The organism is Ideonella sp. (assembly GCF_041287625.1).
Taxonomy (GTDB): Bacteria; Pseudomonadota; Gammaproteobacteria; order Burkholderiales; family Burkholderiaceae_C; genus Ideonella.
Genome location: NZ_JBGGNH010000061.1, coordinates 74,907 through 92,676, shown reverse-complemented (window position 1 = coordinate 92,676; position 17,770 = coordinate 74,907). Strand labels below are relative to the sequence as shown.

Genomic DNA, 17,770 nt, shown 5'->3' with positions numbered 1-17,770 from the left:
GCCAGCCGCTGCGCGAGGCCCTGGGCCCACGCCTGGCCTGGCAGGCGGACCAGCGCAGCGAGCAGGCGCAGCTGCGCCTGTCGCCGCCGCAGTTGGGCCACATCGACATCCAGATCCGCCACGAGGGCGGCAGCCTGCAGGTGCAGCTGTCGGCCAGCCATGCCGAAGTGGCGCGCCAGCTGGCCCAGGTCAGCGACGGGCTGCGCCAGGACCTGTCGCAGCGCCATGCCGGCGAAGTGCGGGTGCAGGTCAGCCAGGGCGCGGCCAACGGCAGCGACTTCGGCCAGTCCGGCCGCCAGCAGCAGCAGCAGCGCGCCACCTCCGATGAAGCGCAGGCCCCCGGCCGCGCACTGGCCGAGGCCGATGCAGAAACCGGCACGGCCACCACCCCCTTCCGTCTGCGCAAAGGCTGAACGCGATGTCCAAGAAACTGATCCTCGGCGGTGTCGCCACCGTCCTGCTGTTGTCCGCTGGCGGTGCCGCGGCCTGGTGGAAGCTGAAAGACCATGGGCCGGCCGGCGAGGCCAAGGCGCATGTGGCCGAAGCGGTGGACTACAAGTACGTCACGCTGGACAAGGTCATCGTGATGCTGCGCAACGGCGAACAGGAAAGCGGCTCGCACTACCTGGCCGTGGACCTGGTCTTCAAGGCGCCGCCCAAGACCGAGAAGCAGACCCGGGACCACCTGCCGCTGCTGCGCAGCGTGGCGGTGAAAGCGCTCTCGGAGCGCACCCGCGCCCAGGCCAGCTCGATGGGCGTGGACGCCCTGGCCAGCACGCTCAACGAGGCGTTCCATGAGGCCTATGCAGCCGAGCATCAGGAGATGCCGTTTGCCGAGGCCATGATCGGCAAGCTCATCGTCGAATGACCATGGACTTGCACGCGGGTCATTTCGAGGTGGCGGCCTATGCCGAGGCGGGCGGCGAAGCTGCGCGCGCCGCGCTCGACCCGGCCCGCGAGCAGCGCGAGCTGATCGCGCACACGCCGCTGGTCAAGCGCGTGGTGCGCCAGCTCAGCGCCCAGCTTTGCGCCACCATGGACCGTGACGACATGCAGCAGATCGGCCTGATGGGGCTGCTGGAAGCGCTGCGCCGCTACGGCCCGCCGGACGAGAAGTTCGCCGCCTTTGCCTCGCTGCGCATCCGCGGCGCGATCCTCGACGAACTGCGCCGCCAGGACTGGCGCCCGCGCAGCGTGCGCCAGGACAGCCACAAGCTGCGCGACGGCCTGCGCGAGATGACCCGCCGCCTGGGCCGCGAGCCGACCGAGGCCGAAGTGCTGAAGGTGCTGAAGCTCACGCCCGAGGCCTACCAGGCCCACCTCGCCGCAGAGAACGCCGAGCAGATGGCCAGCTTCGACGAACTGCTGCACGAGATGGCCGAACTGCCCTCGGCGCAGCGCTCGCCCGAAGAGATCCTGATCCAGCGCCGCAGCCTGGCGCAAGCCCTGGGCGCGCTGGACCAACGTGAACAACGCGTGATCCAGCTGTACTACGAGTACGAGCTGAGCCTGAAGGAAATCGCCGCGGTGCTGGACCTGACCGAAGCCCGCATCTGCCAGATCAACAAGGCCGCGCTGCAGAAGATGAAGCGCCACCTGGCCACCTGACGGCCGCCTGACCCGCCAGAACCTCAAGAGACCACCCCATGCAATCCATCCTCGGCATCCTCATCATCGTCGGCTGCGTCTTCGGCGGCTACATGATCCACGACGGCGACATGAAGATGATCTGGCAGCCCACCGAGCTGCTGATCATCGTTGGCGCCGGCGCAGGCGCCATCGTGCTGGGCAACCCCAAGCACGTGCTCTCGGAAATGTGGCTGCAGGTGCGCAAGGTCATGATGCGCAAGAAGCCCGGCGAGGAATTCCAGCGCCAGCTGCTGCTGCTGATGTACGAGCTGCTGCAGACGGCGGCCGGCGGCCTGAAGGCACTGGACGCACACGTTGAAGCGCCGCATGAGAGCGATCTCTTCAAGCGTTATCCGCTGATCCTCGAAGAGCCCAAGCTGCTCCACTTCATCGTCGACAACTTTCGTTTGATGGCGATGGGCAAGATCAATGCACACGAGCTCGAAGGTGTGCTCGAACAAGAGATCGGAGCGATCCATGAAGAAATGGCGCAGCCGGCCAAGTCGCTGGCCAAGATCGGGGAGGCGATGCCGGGCTTCGGCATCCTGGCCGCGGTGCTGGGCATCGTGATGACGATGAACGTGGTGGCCGAAGGCGCAGGCACGGCCGAGATCGCCGTGCGCGTGGGCGCCGCGATGGTCGGCACCTTCATCGGCATCTTCATGTGCTACGGCGTGCTGGACCCGATCAGCAACATGATGAAGCAGCTGGTCAGCGAAGAGCTGCAGGCTTTCGAGTCGGTCAAGGTGGTGCTGGTCACGCATGTCTCGGGCAAGCCGGCACTGCTGGCGATCGACGCCGGCCGCCGCCTGGTGCAGCTCAACATCAAGCCCAGCTTTGCCCGCCTGGAAGGCTGGATCAACGCCATGCAAGGCGGCGGTGACCCCGGCGCCACCCCGCAACGCCGCGCAGGAGACAAGCGTGTCCAAGCCTGATGCCCACGGCGAAACTGTCGTCAAGCGCGTCTCGGCCAAGGGCCACGACGACGCCCACGGCGGCGCCTGGAAAGTGGCCTTCGCCGACTTCTGCCTCGCGCTGCTGTGCCTGTTCCTGGTGCTGTGGCTGCTGGCCTCGCGCGACAAGGAAGCGGCCGAGCAGAACCTGCTGTCCGTCATGGGCTCGCCCATCGACGAAGGCAGCCAGGGCCACATCCCGGACCTCAAGGGCAGCCAGTTCGGCAGCCTGATCACCCGCGAGCCGGTGCCCGGCCAGGGCGGCACCAACGCGGCCCAGGGACCGAACCAGGGCAACGGCCAGACCGACCAGGCGCACCCGCTGCAGCGCAAGCACATGGACGGCCCGGAAGACATGCAGCTGCTGGCCCGCAAACTCTCCGGCCTGGCCGAAGACGCCGGCCTGGAAAGCCACCTGAAGACCGAAGTCACGCCACAAGGCCTGCGCGTGCTGCTGCACGACACCGAAGGCGAAGGCATGTTCGCCCGCGGCAGCGCGGTGCCCAACACCAAGTTCCGCAAGCTGCTGACCCAGATGGGCCCGCTGTTCGCCGAGATCGACAACCAGCTGCTGGTGCTGGGCCACACCGACGCCACGGCCTATGCCAACACCGACGCCGCCGCGTTCTCGAACTGGACGCTGTCCAACCAGCGCGCGATGGCCGCCCGCCTCAGCCTGACCTACGGCGGCATGCCGGCGACCAGCGTGCTGCAGGTCATCGGCATGGCCGACCGCGCACCGATGAAGATCGAAGACCCGCGCGCCGCCGTGAACCGCCGCATCGAAATGGTGGTGCTGAGCACGGCCCAGGCCCGCGCGCTGGCCGCCGCTTTCGGCATGCCTGGCCAGGTACAGCCGCTGGCCGAGGGCGCCGACATGGTGGTCAGCCAGGCGGCACCTTTGCGCAACGGTGCGACGTCGACTTCGAAGATGGGCCTGCACCCGACCCGCCTGCCCACGGCCGAAGCCTTGCCGCAGAAGGCCACCGAAGCCGAAATCGCCAAGCTGCGCCGCCAGCTCGCCCAACAAGCCTCGACGCTCGCGGAGCGCTGAGATGCACACAAAGACCACCCGAGGAGCCCGCATGCGAATCACCGGCCGAACGACCCTGGACCCCCTGACCGGCGCCGCCGCGCCCGTCGCTGCCGAACCAGTAAGCGCCGCCGCCCCCGTTGGCGCCAGCGCGGCCGCCGACACCGCTGCGCCGCTGCAGTCCGACGCGCTGGCCCCCGCGATGCAGGCGCTGGACGCGATGCCGGAGATCGACAGCGCCCGCGTGGCCGAGCTGCGCGACGCGCTGGCCCGCGGCGAGATCAAGTTCGACGCCGACCGGCTGGCCGGCCTGGTGCAGCGCTTCCACAACGGCCGCGGCTGAACCTGCCATGAGCCACGTCCAAGCCCGCGCCAACAACAGCCGCCAAGCGACTGCGCTGCTGCTGCAGGACCTGCGCAGCGACTTGCAGGAGGCGCGCCAGCTGCAGGTGCTGCTGAACCTGCAGTTCGACGCGCTGCTGAAGCACGACCCCAGGCCGCTGCCGGCACTGGCGGCCGACATCGTGGTCTGCGTCGAGCGCATGCACAAGCGCCGCACCCGGCGCAGCGCGCTGGTCGCACGCCTGGTCGGCCCGCAGGCCGGCATGGACGAGGTGCTGCAAGGCCTCGGCCCGTCGCTGCAGTCGACCGGCACGGCCTGGTGGAAGGCGCTCGAAGACCTGGTGCGTGCCTGCAAGGACGCCAACCTGCGCAACTGCGCGCTGCTGACCCAGCAGCACGAGCTGATGCAACGTGTGCTCGAACCCGACAGTGACCTGTATGCGCCTGCCTGACCCGTTCACCACCGCCACCCCGGCCACCGCGCCAACGGCCGCCACCCGGCCCACCGCGGCGCTGGGCGCCGCCGGCGCGGGCGGCTTCGGTGCCGTCTACGACAGCCTGGGCCACTCGCTGCGCCAGGACGTGCAGCATTTCATCGAACAAGGTGACAGCGGCGAAGCCTTCAGCAGTGCCGGTGGCCTGAATGCCGAAGCACGGGCCCGCCTGGCCACGATGAACGGCATCACACCGCCGGTTGCCGGCGACAGCGCCGTGCCGGCCGGCCCGCAAGGCCCCTTGACCGGCCCGCAGCAAGCCTTCCTCGAACAGCTGGCGCCACTCGCTGCCGAAGCCGGTGCGCGGCTGGGCGTGTCGCCGCATGTGCTGGCGGCGCAGGCCGCGCTGGAATCCGGCTGGGGTCAGCGGCCGCTGCGCGACGCGCAGGGCGCCGACAGCCACAACCTGTTCGGCCTGAAGGCCGGCCGCGGCTGGCAAGGCGCCAGCGGCGACAACACGACCACCGAATACGCGGGCGGCGAAGCCGTCTCCGAGGTGGCGCGCTTTCGCGCTTACGACGACCCTTCGGCCTCGTTCAAGGACCTGACGCAGCTGCTGCTCAAGGCGCCGCGCTACCAGGGCGCGCTGAACACCGGCCATGACGCGCTGGCCTATGGCCAGGGCCTGGTGCGCGGCGGTTATGCCACCGACCCGGCCTACGCCGCCAAGCTGGCACGCGTGGCGGGCCAGATCCGTCAGTCGCGGGATTGATCGGGCGCCGCCATGTTGCTGCTGTCCATCTCCACAGGCACCACCTCACCGGCACCGGTGATGCGCGCGCGCAGGATGCGGCCGGTGCGGCTGTTGCGCACCCGCACGGTCTCGTTCAGCCGGCCCGGGTCCATCGCCTCGCCGGCGTTGGTGACCTCCACCGGCCCGCTGCGCGCGACGATGCGCACCGACTCGCCACGCCGCACCAGCAGCGGCGCAGACAACATTCTCTTCTGCAGCACCTGGCCGGCCCGCAGCGCGCGGCGCGGGCTCATGCCGACCAGTTCGGCCAGGTCCGAGCTGGCGTCGGGCAGCGTGCTGATGTCGCGCCGCTCCAGTGCCACGTCGCGCTCGGCAATCGGCTGGTTCGCATTGAGCGCCACCAGCGCCACGCCGACCTCGGCCGACAGGGTGGCCCGCACGTTCACCAGCTGCCGCGCACCCACGCCGGGGCAGACCAGCACAAAGCGCATGTGCGCCGGCTGGCGCAGGTCCACCGGCTCGATGCGCGGCTCCGCGCAGGTGGGCGGCGTGCTCGGCACGGCGGCCAGCTCGGCCTCGACTTCCACGCCCTGCAGCCCGTCGCGCTCGGCCTGCTCCATCACCGCCTGGCGCGCTGCCGCCGCCACGCGCGCGGCCAGCGGTTCTGCCGCCTGGGCCGCAGACAGCAGCAGCGGCAGGCAGGCCAGCCCCCACTTCACGTTTGACCGTCGTCCTGAACAAAGGAATCGCATGAGCATCGACTTCACCAAGGCCCTGGGCACACACCCCGAGGCGCTGCGCTTGCGCGCCGAACGGACACAGGTCCTGGCCGCCAACCTGGCCAACGAAAGCACCCCCGGCTACCAGGCCCGTGACCTGGACTTCGGCGCCGCCTTGCACACTGCCACCGCCGACGAGGCCAGCGGCCTGTCGCTGGACAGCGACGGCTCGGCGAAATACCGGGTGCCCAACCACCCCTCGGCCGACGGCAACACCGTGGAGCTGGGCGTGGAGCAAGCGGAATTCTCTCAGAACGCCAGCGACTTCCAGGTCAGCCTGACCTTTCTGAACATGCAGCTCAAAGGCCTCGCCAAGGCCATCGCAGGACAGTGACATGCCATTCCACGACATCACCCGCATCGCCGGCTCGGCGATGACCGCCCAGACCGTGCGGCTCAACACGGTGGCCAGCAACCTGGCCAACGCCCAGTCCGCCGCCAGCAACGCGACCGACGCCTACCACGCCCGCAAGCCGATCTTCGCCGCCGTGATGGGCCACGACAGCGGCGCCGGCGCCCGCGTGCAGGTGCTGGACGTCGTCAGCAGCACCGAGCCGCTGCGCGAAGCCTACGAACCCGAGAACCCCATGGCCAACGAGGAGGGCAAAGTGTTTTATCCGAACGTGAACCCGGTCGCCGAAATGACCGACATGATGGCCGCCTCGCGGGCCTTCGAGACCAACGTCGAAGTGCTGGGCCGGGTGCGCTCGATGCAGCAGTCGGTGTTGCGGCTTGGGGAGGCATGAGCATGAGTGACACGCTCACCACCCAGACGCAAAGCACGGGCAGCACCAGCGCCTTGTCCAACGCGCTGGTCAGCGCCAACGGCAGCGGCACCGACCTGTTCACCACCCTGCTGGTGGCGCAGATCCAGAACCAGAACCCGCTGGAGCCGAACGACCCGAGCGACTTCGTCAACCAGCTCACGCAGCTGAGCCAGATGGAATCGCTGCAGTCGCTGAGCAGCCAGAGTGCGGCCACCAACACGCTGCTGGACAGCCTGCAGACGCTGGCGCTGGGCAACCAGGTCGGCAACAGCGTGGACGTGGTGACCGACCACGTGCAGCTGGACGCCTCCGGCACGGTGCCGGCGAAATTCACGCTTGCCAGCGCCGAGAACAACGCCACGCTGGTGCTGACCGGTGCCGATGGCGTGAAGCACAACGTGGACCTCGGCAGCAAAGGCATTGGCGAGGTCTCGCTGACGCTGGACCCGGTGGCGCTGGGCCTGCCGGCCGGCACCTACGACATCGCGGTGAAGACCACCAGCGGCGCGACGCCGGCCGTCGCGGTGACCGGACGGATCCAGAACATCCGCCTGTCCACCGCCGGCATGACGCTGACCGTCAGCCACCTGGGCGAAGTCTCGCCCGGCAACATTTCCCAATTCAACGGCAAGTCCTGAACTTTCCCGTCAGCACCTTCCCGTCAGCTTTCCCAAGGAGTCCCCACCATGAGCTTCGAAATCGCCCTGTCCGGCATCAACGCCGTCAACACCCAGCTCGACAGCATCAGCAACAACATTGCCAACTCCGGCACCTACGGCTTCAAGTCCAGCCGCGCCAACTTCAGTGCGATGGTGGCCGGCGCCAGCCCCACCGGCGCCGAGATCGGCTCGCTGACGCAAAGCATCGGCACCGGCGGCAGCACGCTGTCCACCGGCCGTTCGCTGGACGCCGCCATCCAGGGCCGCGGCTTCTTCGCGCTGCGCGACAGCACCGGCCTGATGAGCTACAGCCGCGTCGGCAACTTCGTGGTCGACAAGGCCGGCATGCTGGTCGACGCCAGCGGCCGCAAGGTCCAGGGCTACGCGGTGACGCCGGGCACGACGGCGCTGGGCGCGATGGGCGACATCAGCGTGCCCAGCGGCCAGATCGCGGCCCAGGCCAGCAGCAAGCTTTCGTACTCGGCCAACATGTCGAAGGACTGGACCACGCCGACGCTGACGCCTTTCGACAAGACCAACGCGCAGACCTTCAACAGCTCGATGGTCTCGGTGGTCTACGACTCGCTGGGCACCCAGCACACCATGACGCAGTACTTCGTCAAGTCCGGCAGCAACGCGGTGGACGTGCACTACACGATGGACGGCAACGACCTGGGCACGACCAACACGCTGAGCTTCAGCACCAACGGCGTGCTGACCGCACCGGCCGGCGCGGTGACCCTGGCACTGGGCACACCGGACGGCGCCAGCGCGCTGAGCATCGACGTGGACTACACCGGCACCACGCTGTACGCCGGCGAGGCGACCAACAGCGTCAATGCCGCCGACGGCTATGCCTCCGGCACGCTGACCGGCACGACGATCTCCGACGACGGTTCGGTGCTGGCCCAGTACAGCAACGGCCAGAAGCAGACCATCGCCAAGCTGGCCCTGGCCACCTTCCCCAGCGAAGACGGCCTGACCCCCACCAGCGACACCAGCTGGACGGCCTCGCAGGCCTCGGGCCAGCCGCTGTACTACGCCCCCGGCACCGGCATGGCCGGCTCGCTGACGGTGGGCGCGCTGGAGCAGTCCAACGTGGACATGACCGGCGAGCTGGTGAACCTGATGTCCGCCCAGCGCAACTACCAGGCCAACACCAAGGTCATCTCGGCCGAGAGCGAGATGATGCAGGCGCTGTTCCAGGCCGTCTGAGGCAAGCCGCATGGACGCCCTGATCTACACCGCGATGAGCGGTGCCGAACGCGCACTGCGGGCCCAGCAGGTGCACGCCAACAACCTGGCCAACCTGGACACCTCCGGCTTCCAGGCCGACATGGAGCTGGCCACCAGCCAGACGGTGACCGGCTTCGGCTACGACGCGCGCCACCTGAACAAGCTGCAGGCCAACGGCGTGTCGGCCCGCGAAGGCACGGCCAAGCCCACCGGCCGCGACCTGGACGTGGCCCTGCAAGGCGGCGGCTACCTGACGGTGCAGTACGGCGCCAGCGAGGCCTACACCCGGGCCGGCCAGCTGCAGCTGGCCGAAGACGGCGCGCTCACTGTCAACGGCAGGCCGGTGATGGGCGAAGGCGGCCCCATCGTGCTGCCGCCGTACCGCAAGCTGGAGATTGCCAGCGACGGCTCGATCTCGATCCAGCCGGCCGGCGAAGAGGCGATGCAGGTCGTCGACAAGCTGAAGCTGGTCAAGCCCGAGGCCAAGGACGTGGTCAAGAACGAAGCCGGGCTGATCGTCTCGCGCCGTGGCGACACGCTGGAGAGCGACGACAGCGTGCGCGTGCACGGTGGCTTTGTCGAAGGCAGCAACGTCGGCGCGGTCGAGGAGATGGTCGCGACGATGACGCTGAACCGCGACTTCGAGATCCAGATGAAGCTGTTCCACGCCGCCGACAGCATGGCCGACAGCGGCAACCGGCTGATCCGCGATTGAGCGGTCTTCCCAAGCAACCCAACAGGAGCTCCCTATGAATCCCGCCATGTGGATCAGCAAGACCGGTGTGCAGGCGCAAGACGCCAAGCTGCAGGCCATTGCCAACAACCTCGCCAACGTCAACACCGTCGGCTTCAAGCGCGACCGGGTGATGCTGGAAGACCTGTTCTACCAGGTCGACAGCCAGCCTGGCGCGCAGAAGGCCGAGGGCACCACTTCGCCGGTCGGCACGATGCTGGGCACCGGCACGCGCGTGGTCGGCACCCAGAAGGTGTTCACCAACGGCAACCTGCAGACCACCGGCCAGAGCCTGGACGTGGCCATCGTCGGCAACGGTTTCCTGCAGGTCGCGATGCCCAATGGCGAAACCGGCTACACCCGCGCCGGCCAGCTGCAGGTCAATGCAGAAGGCAAGCTGGTCAACTCGCAAGGCCTGGCGCTGCAGCCCGAGATCACCGTGCCGGCCACGGCCACCGCGGTGTCCATCTCCGAGTCCGGGCTGGTCACCGCCACCGTGAGCGGCAGCACCGCACCGACCGAACTCGGCCAGCTGCAACTGGCCGGTTTCATCAACCCGGCCGGCCTGATGGCGCGCGGCGAAAACCTGTTCCAGGAAACCGCCGCCAGCGGCACGCCGACCACCGGCAACCCCGGCAGCGACGCCTTCGGCAAGCTCAAGCAGGGCGCGCTGGAAGGCTCGAACGTGCAGGTCGTCGAAGAGATGGTGGACATGATCGCGGCGCAGCGCAGCTACGAGATGAACACCAAGGTGCTGTCTGCGGCCGACAACATGCTGCAATCCCTGGCTCAGGCGGTGCGCTGAGATGCGCGCCCTCCTGCTTGCCGGCCTGGCGGTGGCGGCCGTGTTGACGGGCGGCTGCGCCAGCATCGAGCCGCCCAAGGTGCCCGAGCTGGCGCCGCCGTCACCGCTGCCGCTGGTGCAACAGGCGCCGCGCCGCGGCAGCGCGGGGGGCGTTTTCGTGGCCGACAACGGCTGGTCGTTGACCTCCGACGTGCGCAGCTTCCATGCCGGCGACGTGCTGACCGTGCTGCTGGACGAGACCACGCAGGCCAGCAAGAAGGCCAACACCAGCTTCGGCAAGAACAGCGACGTGTCGGTCTCGCCGGTGACGCTGGCCGGCAAGGCGCTGAAGAGCGACATCGGCCTGAGCAGCCAGAACAATTTCGCCGGCAATGCGGCCAGCACCCAGCAGAACACGCTGCAGGGCGCCATCACGGTGATCGTGCACGAGGTCATGCCCAACGGCTTGCTGCGCGTGCAGGGCGAGAAAAGCCTGTACCTCAATCAGGGCGAGGAAATGATCCGCCTGAGCGGTTACGTGCGCGCGGCCGACATCACGCCGGACAACCGCGTCTCTTCGCAGCGCCTGGCCGAGGCCCGCATTGCCTACGCCGGCAGCGGCGCACTGGCCGACACCAACAACGCAGGCTGGCTTTCGCGCTTCTTCGCCAGCCCCTGGATGCCGTTCTAAAAGAGACCCCACATGACTGCTTTGCGTTGGATCGCCGCGCCCCTGATCACCGCCTTGCTGCTGGGCCAGGCCCATGCCGCCACACGCGCCGCCGCCGAGCCTGTCGGCCAGCCGCTGCGCCAGCTGGTCAGCATCGAGGGCCAGCGCGAGAACCAGCTGCTGGGCTACGGCCTGGTGGTGGGCCTGAACGGCAGCGGCGACAGCACGCAGGTGAAGTACGCCGGCCAGTCGGTCAACAACATGCTCAAGCAGTTCGGCGTGAAGCTGCCGGACAACGTGGACGCGAAGTCCAAGAACGTGGCCACGGTGATGATCAGCGCCAGCTTTCCGCCGGGCTACCGCAAGGGCCAGACCATCGACGTGACCGTGGCCTCGTTGGGCGACGCCAAGAGCCTGCGCGGCGGCGTGCTGCTGCTGACGCCGCTGCGCGCGGCCAACGGCGAGGTCTATGCGATCAGCCAGGGCAACGTGGTGGTGGGCGGCATGACGGCGCAAGGTGCCAGCGGCTCCAGCGTGACCATCAACACGCCGACGGCCGGCCGCATCCCGAACGGCGCCAGCATCGAGCGCGAGATCGAATCCGACTTCGACCAGAACCCCAGCGTGCGCCTGAGCCTGCGCCGGCCGCACTTCCAGACCGCGACCAACATCGTCGACGCGATCAACAAGCGCTGGGGCGCGATCGCCACCGCGCGCGACGGCACCAGCGTGGAGGTCCAGGCGCCGATGAACCCGACCCAGCGCGTGGCCTTTGTCGCGCAACTGGAAGCGATGAACATCGAGTCCGGCCTGGGCCGGCCCAAGGTCATCTTCAACTCGCGCACCGGCACCGTGGTGATCACCGACGGCGTGCGCGTGCGGCCGGCAGCGGTCTCGCATGGCTCGCTGAAGGTGGTGATCTCCGAAAGCTCGCAGGTCAGCCAGCCCAACGCCTTCGGCCAGGGCCAGACGCAGGTCACGCCGAACTCGCGTGTCAGCGTGGACCAGGGCCAGTCGCACATGTTCAAGTGGGCACCCGGCGCCAACCTGCAGGCCATCATCGACGCGGTGAACGCCACCGGCGCGACGCCGGACGACATCATGTCCATCCTGCAGGCGCTGGACCAGGCCGGTGCGCTCGACGGCGAGCTGGAGGTGATCTGATGCCCATGCTGCCGATCCAACCCACCACGGAACTGGCGCTGCCGGACAGCTTCACCGAAGCCGTCAAGCCCGCCCGCCCCGACCCGATGCAGGCTGCGGCGAAACAGGCCGCGCAGCAGTTCGAGAGCCACTTCATTGGCCAGATGCTGCACGACATGCGGCGCAGCAGCCGCGTGCTGAGCGACGAAAACGAGACCCAGCGCAGCGGCGAGGACATGCTGGACATGGCCGACACCATGGTGGCCGACCAGCTGGCCACGCAAGGGGCGTTTGGCATTGCCGACCTGATGCTGCGGCAGGTGATGCCGTCGGCGTCGTCCGCGTTTAAGTCCCCACCGCCGCAGGTCGCCTCTTCCGAAGAGAAGCCCTGAACGCACAGGGCGCACGCCTTCCACCTCTCTTCACCCACGCTGTCATGACGCTCATCACCAACGCCCTGTCCGGCGCCCAGGCGGCGCAGGTCGCGCTGAACACCACCAGCCAGAACATCGCCAACGTGATGACGGCCGGCTACACCCGCCAGGGCGTGCTGCTGCGCTCGGTGCAGCCTTCGCGCAGCGGCGTGGCCGCGGCGGGCGACGGTGTGGCCTCGCCTTCGCTGTTCCGTTTCAGCGACAGCTACAAGAACCTGCAGCTCTGGCAGTCCAACACCCAGCTCGGCCAGCACAGCGTGGCCCAGCCCTACCTGACCCAGATGGAACAGGTGATGGGCAACGACGACGCCAGCATTGCCACCGGCCTGGACAACTTCTTCGCGTCGCTGAACGCAGCCAGCGTGGAGCCCACGTCCACACCGCTGCGCGACGGCGTGATCGGCGCGGCGCAGGCGCTGGCGCAGCGTTTCAACAGCCTGCGCCAGACCCTGTCCAGCCAGCAGGCGGCGGTGAGCCAGCAGCGCCAGGACCTGGTGACGCAGGTCAACGGCCAGGCGGCCGAGATTGCCGACCTGAACAAGCGCATTGCCGCGGCCCAGGCGGGCGGCATGAACGCCTCCGGCCTGATCGACCAGCGCGACCAGAAGATCGACAGCCTGTCCTCGCTGGTCGGCGTGCAGGTGGTGACGCAGCCCGATGGCAGCACCAATGTCTCGCTGAGCGGCGGCCAGCCGCTGGTGGTCGGCCAGCTGAATTCCGCGCTGACGCTGACGACCCAGCCCGACGGCAGCCAGGTGATGGCGCTGAAGTTCGCCAGCGAAAGCTTTGGCGTCAACACCACGCAGATGGGCGGTGAACTTGGCGGCCTGGCGGACTTCGAAAGCCAGCAGCTCAAGCCCATGGTGCAATCGCTGCAGGACATGGCCAAAGGCCTGGCCGATGGCGTCAACAGCGTGCTGAGCGCCGGCTACACGATGAGCGGCGCGGCCGGCAAGCCGATGTTCATTTTCGACCCGACCAGCAGCACCGCGATGCTGAAGGTGGACCCGACCTTGCAGGCCGCCGACCTCGGTCTTTCCGGCAGCGCCACCGAGCCGGGCAACAGCGACCAGTTGCTGGCCTTGATCGCGCTGAAGCAGCAGCCGGTCGCCATCAGCTCGCTGGGCAATGTGCTGCTGGGCGACGTCTACACCCAGCTGGTCGGCCGCGTGGGCATGGCCAGCCAGTCCAACCAGACGGCAATGGACACCGCGCAGACCGTGCGCGACCAGGCCGATGCGAACTGGAAGGCGACCAGCGGCGTCAACGAGGACGAGGAAGCCGTCAACCTGATGCAGTACCAGCAGATGTACCAGGCCAACATGAAGGTGGTCTCGGTGGCCAACGACCTGTTCGACAGCCTGCTGTCGATGATCCGCTGAACGACCAGGAGACATCGCCATGCGCATTGCCAGCACCCAGTACCACACGACGATGAACACGGCCCTGCAGCGGGCCAACGAGAAGCTCGAACGCATCATGGAGCAGATGTCGACCGGCGCGCGCGTGCAGCTGCCGTCGGACGACCCTGTGACCAGCGTGCGGCTGTCGCGCCTGACGCGCGAGGACGCCGCGCTGACGCAGTACCGCAGCAACATCTCGGCGCTGAAGTCGCGGCTGTCGAACAACGAAGCCCAGCTGACCAGCATGACCGACGACATGCAGCAGGCGCGCGACCTGCTGCTGTGGGCCACCAACGGCAGCAACACCACCGAAGACGTGGCCGCGATGGCCAGCTCGCTGACCGCGCTGCGCGACAGCCTCTACGACACCAGCAACAGCCGCGACCAGGAAGGCCGCTACCTGTTCTCCGGCACGGCCAGCGGCACGCCCACCGTGACGCTCAACAGCAGCGCCGCCGCCGGCAGCCGCTACAGCTACACCGGCAACGGCGCGCTGCAGCAGGTGGTGGTGGGCAATGGCGTGACGCAGGCCGCCAACGTGGTGCTGCCCGAATCGGCCGGGCTGCTGAACCAGCTGGACCTGATGATCCAGACCCTGGGCACGCCGGGTGTGAACGTCAACGACCCCACCGTGCAGGCGACCCTGAAGACGGGGCTGAACGGGCTGGACAGCGCAATGAACTCGGTCAGCGCGCGCATCTCCAAACTCGGCGGCGCGCAGAACATGCTGGACACGCTGGACGGCGGCCACGCCAGCATCAGCCTGTCCAACGGGCAGGCCGCGCTGACGCTGGGCCAGCTGGACTACAACCAGGCGGCGGTGCTGCTGAACGGCTACACCACGGCCGTGCAGGCGACCCAGAAAGCCTACGCCAAGGTCAGTGAACTGTCCTTGTTCAACGCAATGTGATGCCGTGAATCCGCGAGACTGACGGCCATGCAGACGCTCACCCTGGACCCGTCGGGCCCGCTGCGGCCGGCCACGCCCGCCGGCTCGCCGCCGTCCTCGTCGACCAACGCCACAAACCGGACCGGCGCCGCGAAGGCAGTGCCCTTCGACCAGTCGGCCAGCGCCAACGCGCCCTCGCTTGCCGCAGCCGGCACCGGCCCGGCCTTGCGCGCCAGCGCGCTGCGGGCCTGGGTGCCGGGCCAGCAGCAGCAGGTTTCCGCCACGCAGCAGACGGCCGACTACCTCGGCCGGCTGGGCCAGGCACTGGGCGAGTTCAAGCAGGGCCTGAGCCAGGCCATCGCGCTGAAGCTGCCTGCGAGCAGCACGCTGCTGGCCCAGCGTGACCAGATCACCCAGCTCTGGCAGCAGCGCAGCAGCGCCACCGCCGGCACGCTGGACGCACAAGGCCAGCGCACCGAACCGGGTGCCGCGCGCCAGAACTTCCTGATGCGCGGCCTGGACCAGGCCTCGCTGACCAGCCCGGTGCGCGAAACGCTGAGCCTGAACGTGCCCGGCCAGCGCCAGGCCTTGACCGTCGTGCTGGGCAACAGCAGCGGCGTGCCGGCCGAGCCGGGCAGCGCGCTGCGCCAGCTCAATGAGGCGCTCGCCCCGGCCGACCTCAAGGCCACGCTGAACAGCGAAGATGGCTCGGTGCAGCTCTCGGTGCCCGAAACCCAGTGGCCGGCCGTGCGCGACGGGCTCAGCCTGCGCGGCGGCGGCCAGCGCTTCCCCGCCGGCCAACCGACACGCCCGCGGCTGGAAGCCCAGCCCGAGGCCCTGCAGCCGGCCCGCTGGCAACTGGGCGACGCGGCCAGCCAGCGCGAAACCTTGCATGCCGTGCTGGGCGCCGAGCGCCTGGTGCGTGAGCGCAGCCACGAAACGCGCAGCGAACTGGCCGAGCTGCAGGCTGCCGCCAACACTTCAGGCGCAGAGTCCCTGGCCTCGGCCCAGGACCGCGCGCAAGCCACGGCCGGCAAGCTGTCGGCCACGCCGGCCTATGCGAGCTGGCGCGAGCTGCTGCCGGCCGTCAATGCACTGCGGCGCGACCGCGTCGACAGCCTGCTGTCCTGAAATTCAATACAGCCGCGGTTCGCCCGGCGGCCGGGTCTTGAAGCGGCGGTGCACCCAGTAGTACTGCGCCGGCTGCTCGCGGATGCGGGCTTCCAGCCAGCGGTTGAAGGCTGCGGTGGCAAGCACCGGATCGGGGTCGTGGAAACCCGGCGGCGGGTCCTGGAACGACACCCGGTAACCGCGGCCGCGCGGCAGCATCGTGATGACCATGGGCTGCACGCGCATCTTCATCGACTGCACCATGCGCGCAGGCGAGGCCAGCGTGGCGGTCTGCACGCCGAAGAAGGGCACGAAGACGGCGTCCTTCTCGGCGAAGCGGCCAAAGTCCATGTCCGGCAGGTTGACGAAACCGGCGCCGTCCTGGATCGCCCGCACGATGGGCCGGATGCCGCTGCGGCGCTCGATCAGCCGCGCATTGCCAAAGCGCGCACGCGACTTGTGCAGCCGCGCGTCCAGCACCGGGTTGCTCTGGCGCTGGTAGATGTTGATCGCAGGGCGAGACTGGAACAGCGTCAGCGCCGGGGCCGCGTAGTCCATGCCGACGAAGTGCGGCAGCAGCCACATGATGGGCGCGCCGGTGCGCTCGGCCAGATGGACGTCGCCCTCGACATGCACCAGCCGCCGCACCCGCGCCTCGCTGCCGAACCACAGCACGCAGCGTTCCAGCAGGCTGCGCACCAGGAACACGAAGTGCTCACGGCCCAGCTGTTCGCGCTGGTCCTCGCTCTTCTCCGGGAAGCACAGCCGCAGGTTGGTCCGCACGATGCGCCGGCGCGACTTCAGCAGCGGCCACAGCAGTCGCCCCAGCACCTCGCCGAAGAACGCCAGCACCGGCGTCGGGAACCAGTGCAGCAGCCACAGGCCGAAGATCAGCGCGCGGGCGCCGCCGTGCGAGAACTTCGCGCGCCAGCCGGTCTTGTGTCGTTTGCTCATCCAGCAGCTTTCTTTTTGTCGTTCGGCTGGGCGGCAGGTTCTGCGGCCGGCTTGCGCGGATTCTTGTAGCGGTTGTAGCCCCAGATGTATTGCTCCGGGCACTGCGAGATGACCCATTCCATGGCCTGGTTCATCGCGGTGGTCACGGCGAGGTCGTCGGCTTCTGCGTCACCCGTGGGCACCGGCAGTGGCGCAGGCAGCGGACGATAGCTGAGCCGGAAGCCCCGCCCGCCGGGCAGGCGTTCGCACCAGGTGAGCAGCACCGTGCAGCCGGTCTGCATCGCCAGCCGCGGTGCCAGCGTCATCGTGTAGGCGGGTTGGCCGAAAAACGCGGCCCAGGCGCCCTGCCCCCTGGGCGGCACCTGGTCGGGCAACAGGCCGACCGTCTCGCCTTTTTTAAGGGCCCGCAGCATCTGCCGCACGCCGGCCAGCGAGGCCGGCGCCACCCGCATGCCGGGCGCGTTGCGCGAGTGCACCTGCAAGGCCGCGAGGCTGGCCTTCTTGGACGGACGGTACAACGCGGTGATGGGCTGCTGCGCACCCCAGCGTTCGGCATAGCCACGCGCTGCAAACTCGAAACCACCCAGGTGCGGCGTGAGCAGCAGCAGGCCGCGGCCGGCGGCCAGTGCGGCGTCCACCTGATCGGCCCCGTCCCAGACCAGGTAGGGCGCCAGCGAACGGCCCGCATCCCGGAACCACAGCCAGGGCGCCTCGGCCGACATGCGGCCGGCCTGCAGCGCCGAGCGCCGGGCCTGGGCGGCCGTGAGCCCGGCCAGCGCGGCGTTGGCCAGCAGGCGGCGGCGGTAGGACGGCGACAGCGCCCACGCCAGCCAGCCCAGCGCCGCGCCCAGGGATTGCACCCAAGCGAGCGGCAAGCGCGAAATACCTCGCAACAAGAACATCAATGCTTCGGATAAGATCGGCCCCATCGCCGAGTTAACAGGACAACTTGCGGGGCGATGCGCCAGGTTTTCGACCGATGGCGCCGGGTAGATTCTCTTCAGAATCGCCTGCCAAATGCCGCTAAAGCGTTCGCCGCTCTCTCAGGTTGCCGAGCTGGACGA

The 17,770-nt window shown here is 68.8% G+C and carries 23 protein-coding genes; 20 read left to right on the top strand and 3 right to left on the bottom strand.

Annotation, left to right across the window (positions count from 1 at the left end; all coding sequences use genetic code 11):
- The 8 genes from ACAH41_RS23020 to ACAH41_RS22985 all read left to right on the top strand — a co-directional run.
- Positions 1-413, top strand: a 413-nt coding sequence (locus ACAH41_RS23020; protein WP_370538487.1) for a flagellar hook-length control protein FliK, incomplete at its 5' end; no start/stop codon positions are given.
- A 5-nt stretch (positions 414-418) separates the two neighbouring features.
- Positions 419-868, top strand: coding sequence for a flagellar basal body-associated FliL family protein (gene fliL / locus ACAH41_RS23015; RefSeq protein ID WP_325653470.1), 450 nt, complete (start codon positions 419-421; stop codon positions 866-868).
- Positions 865-1,608, top strand: coding sequence for a FliA/WhiG family RNA polymerase sigma factor (locus tag ACAH41_RS23010; RefSeq protein WP_370538486.1), 744 nt, complete (start codon positions 865-867; stop codon positions 1,606-1,608). The genes fliL and ACAH41_RS23010 overlap by 4 nt, the downstream gene beginning before the upstream one ends.
- A 38-nt stretch (positions 1,609-1,646) precedes the next feature.
- Entirely contained in the window at positions 1,647-2,564 is a 918-nt protein-coding gene (gene motA / locus ACAH41_RS23005) for a flagellar motor stator protein MotA (protein ID WP_325653469.1), read from the top strand.
- Positions 2,551-3,636, top strand: a complete 1,086-nt coding sequence (locus tag ACAH41_RS23000; RefSeq protein ID WP_325653467.1) for a flagellar motor protein MotB — start codon at positions 2,551-2,553, stop codon at positions 3,634-3,636. The genes motA and ACAH41_RS23000 overlap by 14 nt, the downstream gene beginning before the upstream one ends.
- A gap of 31 nt (positions 3,637-3,667) precedes the next feature.
- Positions 3,668-3,958: a flagellar biosynthesis anti-sigma factor FlgM gene (gene flgM / locus ACAH41_RS22995; RefSeq protein WP_325653466.1), complete on the top strand. Its 291-nt coding sequence runs from the start codon at positions 3,668-3,670 to the stop codon at positions 3,956-3,958.
- A gap of 7 nt (positions 3,959-3,965) precedes the next feature.
- Positions 3,966-4,409: a flagellar export chaperone FlgN gene (gene flgN, locus ACAH41_RS22990; RefSeq protein WP_325653464.1), complete on the top strand. Its 444-nt coding sequence runs from the start codon at positions 3,966-3,968 to the stop codon at positions 4,407-4,409.
- The gene (locus ACAH41_RS22985) at positions 4,396-5,163 is read left to right on the top strand and encodes a glucosaminidase domain-containing protein (RefSeq protein ID WP_325653462.1); all 768 of its coding nucleotides are present in this window, start codon (positions 4,396-4,398) and stop codon (positions 5,161-5,163) included. Before flgN ends, ACAH41_RS22985 begins: the two co-directional genes overlap by 14 nt.
- On the opposite strand, the gene flgA is transcribed toward ACAH41_RS22985, so the two are convergent.
- Positions 5,148-5,864 (bottom strand): flagellar basal body P-ring formation chaperone FlgA, encoded by a 717-nt coding sequence (flgA, locus tag ACAH41_RS22980; RefSeq protein WP_325653461.1) that lies wholly within the window; start codon positions 5,862-5,864, stop codon positions 5,148-5,150. The genes ACAH41_RS22985 and flgA overlap by 16 nt on opposite strands.
- Before the next feature lie 31 nt (positions 5,865-5,895).
- Between flgA and flgB the strand changes: the two genes are divergently transcribed.
- The 12 genes from flgB to ACAH41_RS22920 are packed head-to-tail and all read left to right on the top strand — an operon-like array spanning position 5,896 to position 15,773.
- On the top strand, positions 5,896-6,258 hold the full coding sequence (gene flgB / locus ACAH41_RS22975) for a flagellar basal body rod protein FlgB (protein WP_325653460.1): 363 nt from the start codon (positions 5,896-5,898) through the stop codon (positions 6,256-6,258).
- Between the two features lies 1 nt (position 6,259).
- Complete coding sequence (flgC, locus tag ACAH41_RS22970) at positions 6,260-6,670, top strand: flagellar basal body rod protein FlgC (protein WP_325653457.1); 411 nt, start codon at positions 6,260-6,262, stop codon at positions 6,668-6,670.
- 2 nt (positions 6,671-6,672) lie between these two features.
- Complete coding sequence (locus ACAH41_RS22965; protein ID WP_141287864.1) at positions 6,673-7,329, top strand: flagellar hook capping FlgD N-terminal domain-containing protein; 657 nt, start codon at positions 6,673-6,675, stop codon at positions 7,327-7,329.
- Between the two features lie 48 nt (positions 7,330-7,377).
- On the top strand, positions 7,378-8,565 hold the full coding sequence (locus tag ACAH41_RS22960) for a flagellar hook-basal body complex protein (RefSeq protein ID WP_325653454.1): 1,188 nt from the start codon (positions 7,378-7,380) through the stop codon (positions 8,563-8,565).
- 10 nt (positions 8,566-8,575) lie between these two features.
- Positions 8,576-9,301 (top strand): flagellar basal body rod protein FlgF, encoded by a 726-nt coding sequence (locus tag ACAH41_RS22955; RefSeq protein WP_325653453.1) that lies wholly within the window; start codon positions 8,576-8,578, stop codon positions 9,299-9,301.
- Between the two features lie 34 nt (positions 9,302-9,335).
- Entirely contained in the window at positions 9,336-10,124 is a 789-nt protein-coding gene (gene flgG / locus ACAH41_RS22950; RefSeq protein ID WP_325653451.1) for a flagellar basal-body rod protein FlgG, read from the top strand.
- A gap of 1 nt (position 10,125) precedes the next feature.
- Positions 10,126-10,794: a flagellar basal body L-ring protein FlgH gene (flgH, locus tag ACAH41_RS22945; protein WP_325653450.1), complete on the top strand. Its 669-nt coding sequence runs from the start codon at positions 10,126-10,128 to the stop codon at positions 10,792-10,794.
- A gap of 12 nt (positions 10,795-10,806) precedes the next feature.
- Positions 10,807-11,937, top strand: coding sequence for a flagellar basal body P-ring protein FlgI (locus ACAH41_RS22940; RefSeq protein WP_325653448.1), 1,131 nt, complete (start codon positions 10,807-10,809; stop codon positions 11,935-11,937).
- Positions 11,937-12,308: a flagellar biosynthesis protein FlgJ gene (locus ACAH41_RS22935; protein WP_325653446.1), complete on the top strand. Its 372-nt coding sequence runs from the start codon at positions 11,937-11,939 to the stop codon at positions 12,306-12,308. Before ACAH41_RS22940 ends, ACAH41_RS22935 begins: the two co-directional genes overlap by 1 nt.
- A gap of 44 nt (positions 12,309-12,352) precedes the next feature.
- Positions 12,353-13,732, top strand: a complete 1,380-nt coding sequence (flgK, locus tag ACAH41_RS22930; protein ID WP_325653444.1) for a flagellar hook-associated protein FlgK — start codon at positions 12,353-12,355, stop codon at positions 13,730-13,732.
- A 19-nt stretch (positions 13,733-13,751) separates the two neighbouring features.
- Positions 13,752-14,663 carry a flagellar hook-associated protein FlgL gene (flgL, locus tag ACAH41_RS22925; protein WP_325653442.1) on the top strand — a complete coding sequence of 304 codons (912 nt, stop codon included), beginning with the start codon at positions 13,752-13,754 and terminating at the stop codon, positions 14,661-14,663.
- Between the two features lie 27 nt (positions 14,664-14,690).
- Entirely contained in the window at positions 14,691-15,773 is a 1,083-nt protein-coding gene (locus ACAH41_RS22920; protein ID WP_325653440.1) for a hypothetical protein, read from the top strand.
- Positions 15,774-15,776: 3 nt separating this feature from the next.
- On the opposite strand, the gene ACAH41_RS22915 is transcribed toward ACAH41_RS22920, so the two are convergent.
- Together ACAH41_RS22915 and ACAH41_RS22910 are read right to left on the bottom strand one after the other, a co-directional pair.
- Positions 15,777-16,706 carry a lipid A biosynthesis acyltransferase gene (locus tag ACAH41_RS22915; protein WP_325653439.1) on the bottom strand — a complete coding sequence of 310 codons (930 nt, stop codon included), beginning with the start codon at positions 16,704-16,706 and terminating at the stop codon, positions 15,777-15,779.
- Positions 16,703-17,608: a lysophospholipid acyltransferase family protein gene (locus tag ACAH41_RS22910; protein WP_325653437.1), complete on the bottom strand. Its 906-nt coding sequence runs from the start codon at positions 17,606-17,608 to the stop codon at positions 16,703-16,705. Before ACAH41_RS22910 ends, ACAH41_RS22915 begins: the two co-directional genes overlap by 4 nt.
- Between the last annotated feature and the right edge of the window lie 162 nt (positions 17,609-17,770).

What these genes read in the sequence shown, in the direction of transcription:
- flgM (WP_325653466.1), top strand. Translation starts at nt 3,668, where the DNA reads ATGCGAATCACCGGCCGAACGACCCTGGACCCCCTGACCGGCGCCGCC.
- motA (WP_325653469.1), top strand. Translation starts at nt 1,647, where the DNA reads ATGCAATCCATCCTCGGCATCCTCATCATCGTCGGCTGCGTCTTCGGC.
- ACAH41_RS22910 (WP_325653437.1), bottom strand. Translation starts at nt 17,608, where the DNA reads ATGTTCTTGTTGCGAGGTATTTCGCGCTTGCCGCTCGCTTGGGTGCAA.
- flgC (WP_325653457.1), top strand. Translation starts at nt 6,260, where the DNA reads ATGCCATTCCACGACATCACCCGCATCGCCGGCTCGGCGATGACCGCC.
- flgB (WP_325653460.1), top strand. Translation starts at nt 5,896, where the DNA reads ATGAGCATCGACTTCACCAAGGCCCTGGGCACACACCCCGAGGCGCTG.
- ACAH41_RS22960 (WP_325653454.1), top strand. Translation starts at nt 7,378, where the DNA reads ATGAGCTTCGAAATCGCCCTGTCCGGCATCAACGCCGTCAACACCCAG.
- ACAH41_RS22955 (WP_325653453.1), top strand. Translation starts at nt 8,576, where the DNA reads ATGGACGCCCTGATCTACACCGCGATGAGCGGTGCCGAACGCGCACTG.
- fliL (WP_325653470.1), top strand. Translation starts at nt 419, where the DNA reads ATGTCCAAGAAACTGATCCTCGGCGGTGTCGCCACCGTCCTGCTGTTG.
- flgN (WP_325653464.1), top strand. Translation starts at nt 3,966, where the DNA reads ATGAGCCACGTCCAAGCCCGCGCCAACAACAGCCGCCAAGCGACTGCG.
- ACAH41_RS22920 (WP_325653440.1), top strand. Translation starts at nt 14,691, where the DNA reads ATGCAGACGCTCACCCTGGACCCGTCGGGCCCGCTGCGGCCGGCCACG.
- flgH (WP_325653450.1), top strand. Translation starts at nt 10,126, where the DNA reads ATGCGCGCCCTCCTGCTTGCCGGCCTGGCGGTGGCGGCCGTGTTGACG.
- ACAH41_RS22940 (WP_325653448.1), top strand. Translation starts at nt 10,807, where the DNA reads ATGACTGCTTTGCGTTGGATCGCCGCGCCCCTGATCACCGCCTTGCTG.
- ACAH41_RS23010 (WP_370538486.1), top strand. Translation starts at nt 865, where the DNA reads ATGACCATGGACTTGCACGCGGGTCATTTCGAGGTGGCGGCCTATGCC.
- flgG (WP_325653451.1), top strand. Translation starts at nt 9,336, where the DNA reads ATGAATCCCGCCATGTGGATCAGCAAGACCGGTGTGCAGGCGCAAGAC.
- flgK (WP_325653444.1), top strand. Translation starts at nt 12,353, where the DNA reads ATGACGCTCATCACCAACGCCCTGTCCGGCGCCCAGGCGGCGCAGGTC.
- flgL (WP_325653442.1), top strand. Translation starts at nt 13,752, where the DNA reads ATGCGCATTGCCAGCACCCAGTACCACACGACGATGAACACGGCCCTG.
- ACAH41_RS22985 (WP_325653462.1), top strand. Translation starts at nt 4,396, where the DNA reads ATGCGCCTGCCTGACCCGTTCACCACCGCCACCCCGGCCACCGCGCCA.
- ACAH41_RS22935 (WP_325653446.1), top strand. Translation starts at nt 11,937, where the DNA reads ATGCCCATGCTGCCGATCCAACCCACCACGGAACTGGCGCTGCCGGAC.
- ACAH41_RS22915 (WP_325653439.1), bottom strand. Translation starts at nt 16,706, where the DNA reads ATGAGCAAACGACACAAGACCGGCTGGCGCGCGAAGTTCTCGCACGGC.
- ACAH41_RS22965 (WP_141287864.1), top strand. Translation starts at nt 6,673, where the DNA reads ATGAGTGACACGCTCACCACCCAGACGCAAAGCACGGGCAGCACCAGC.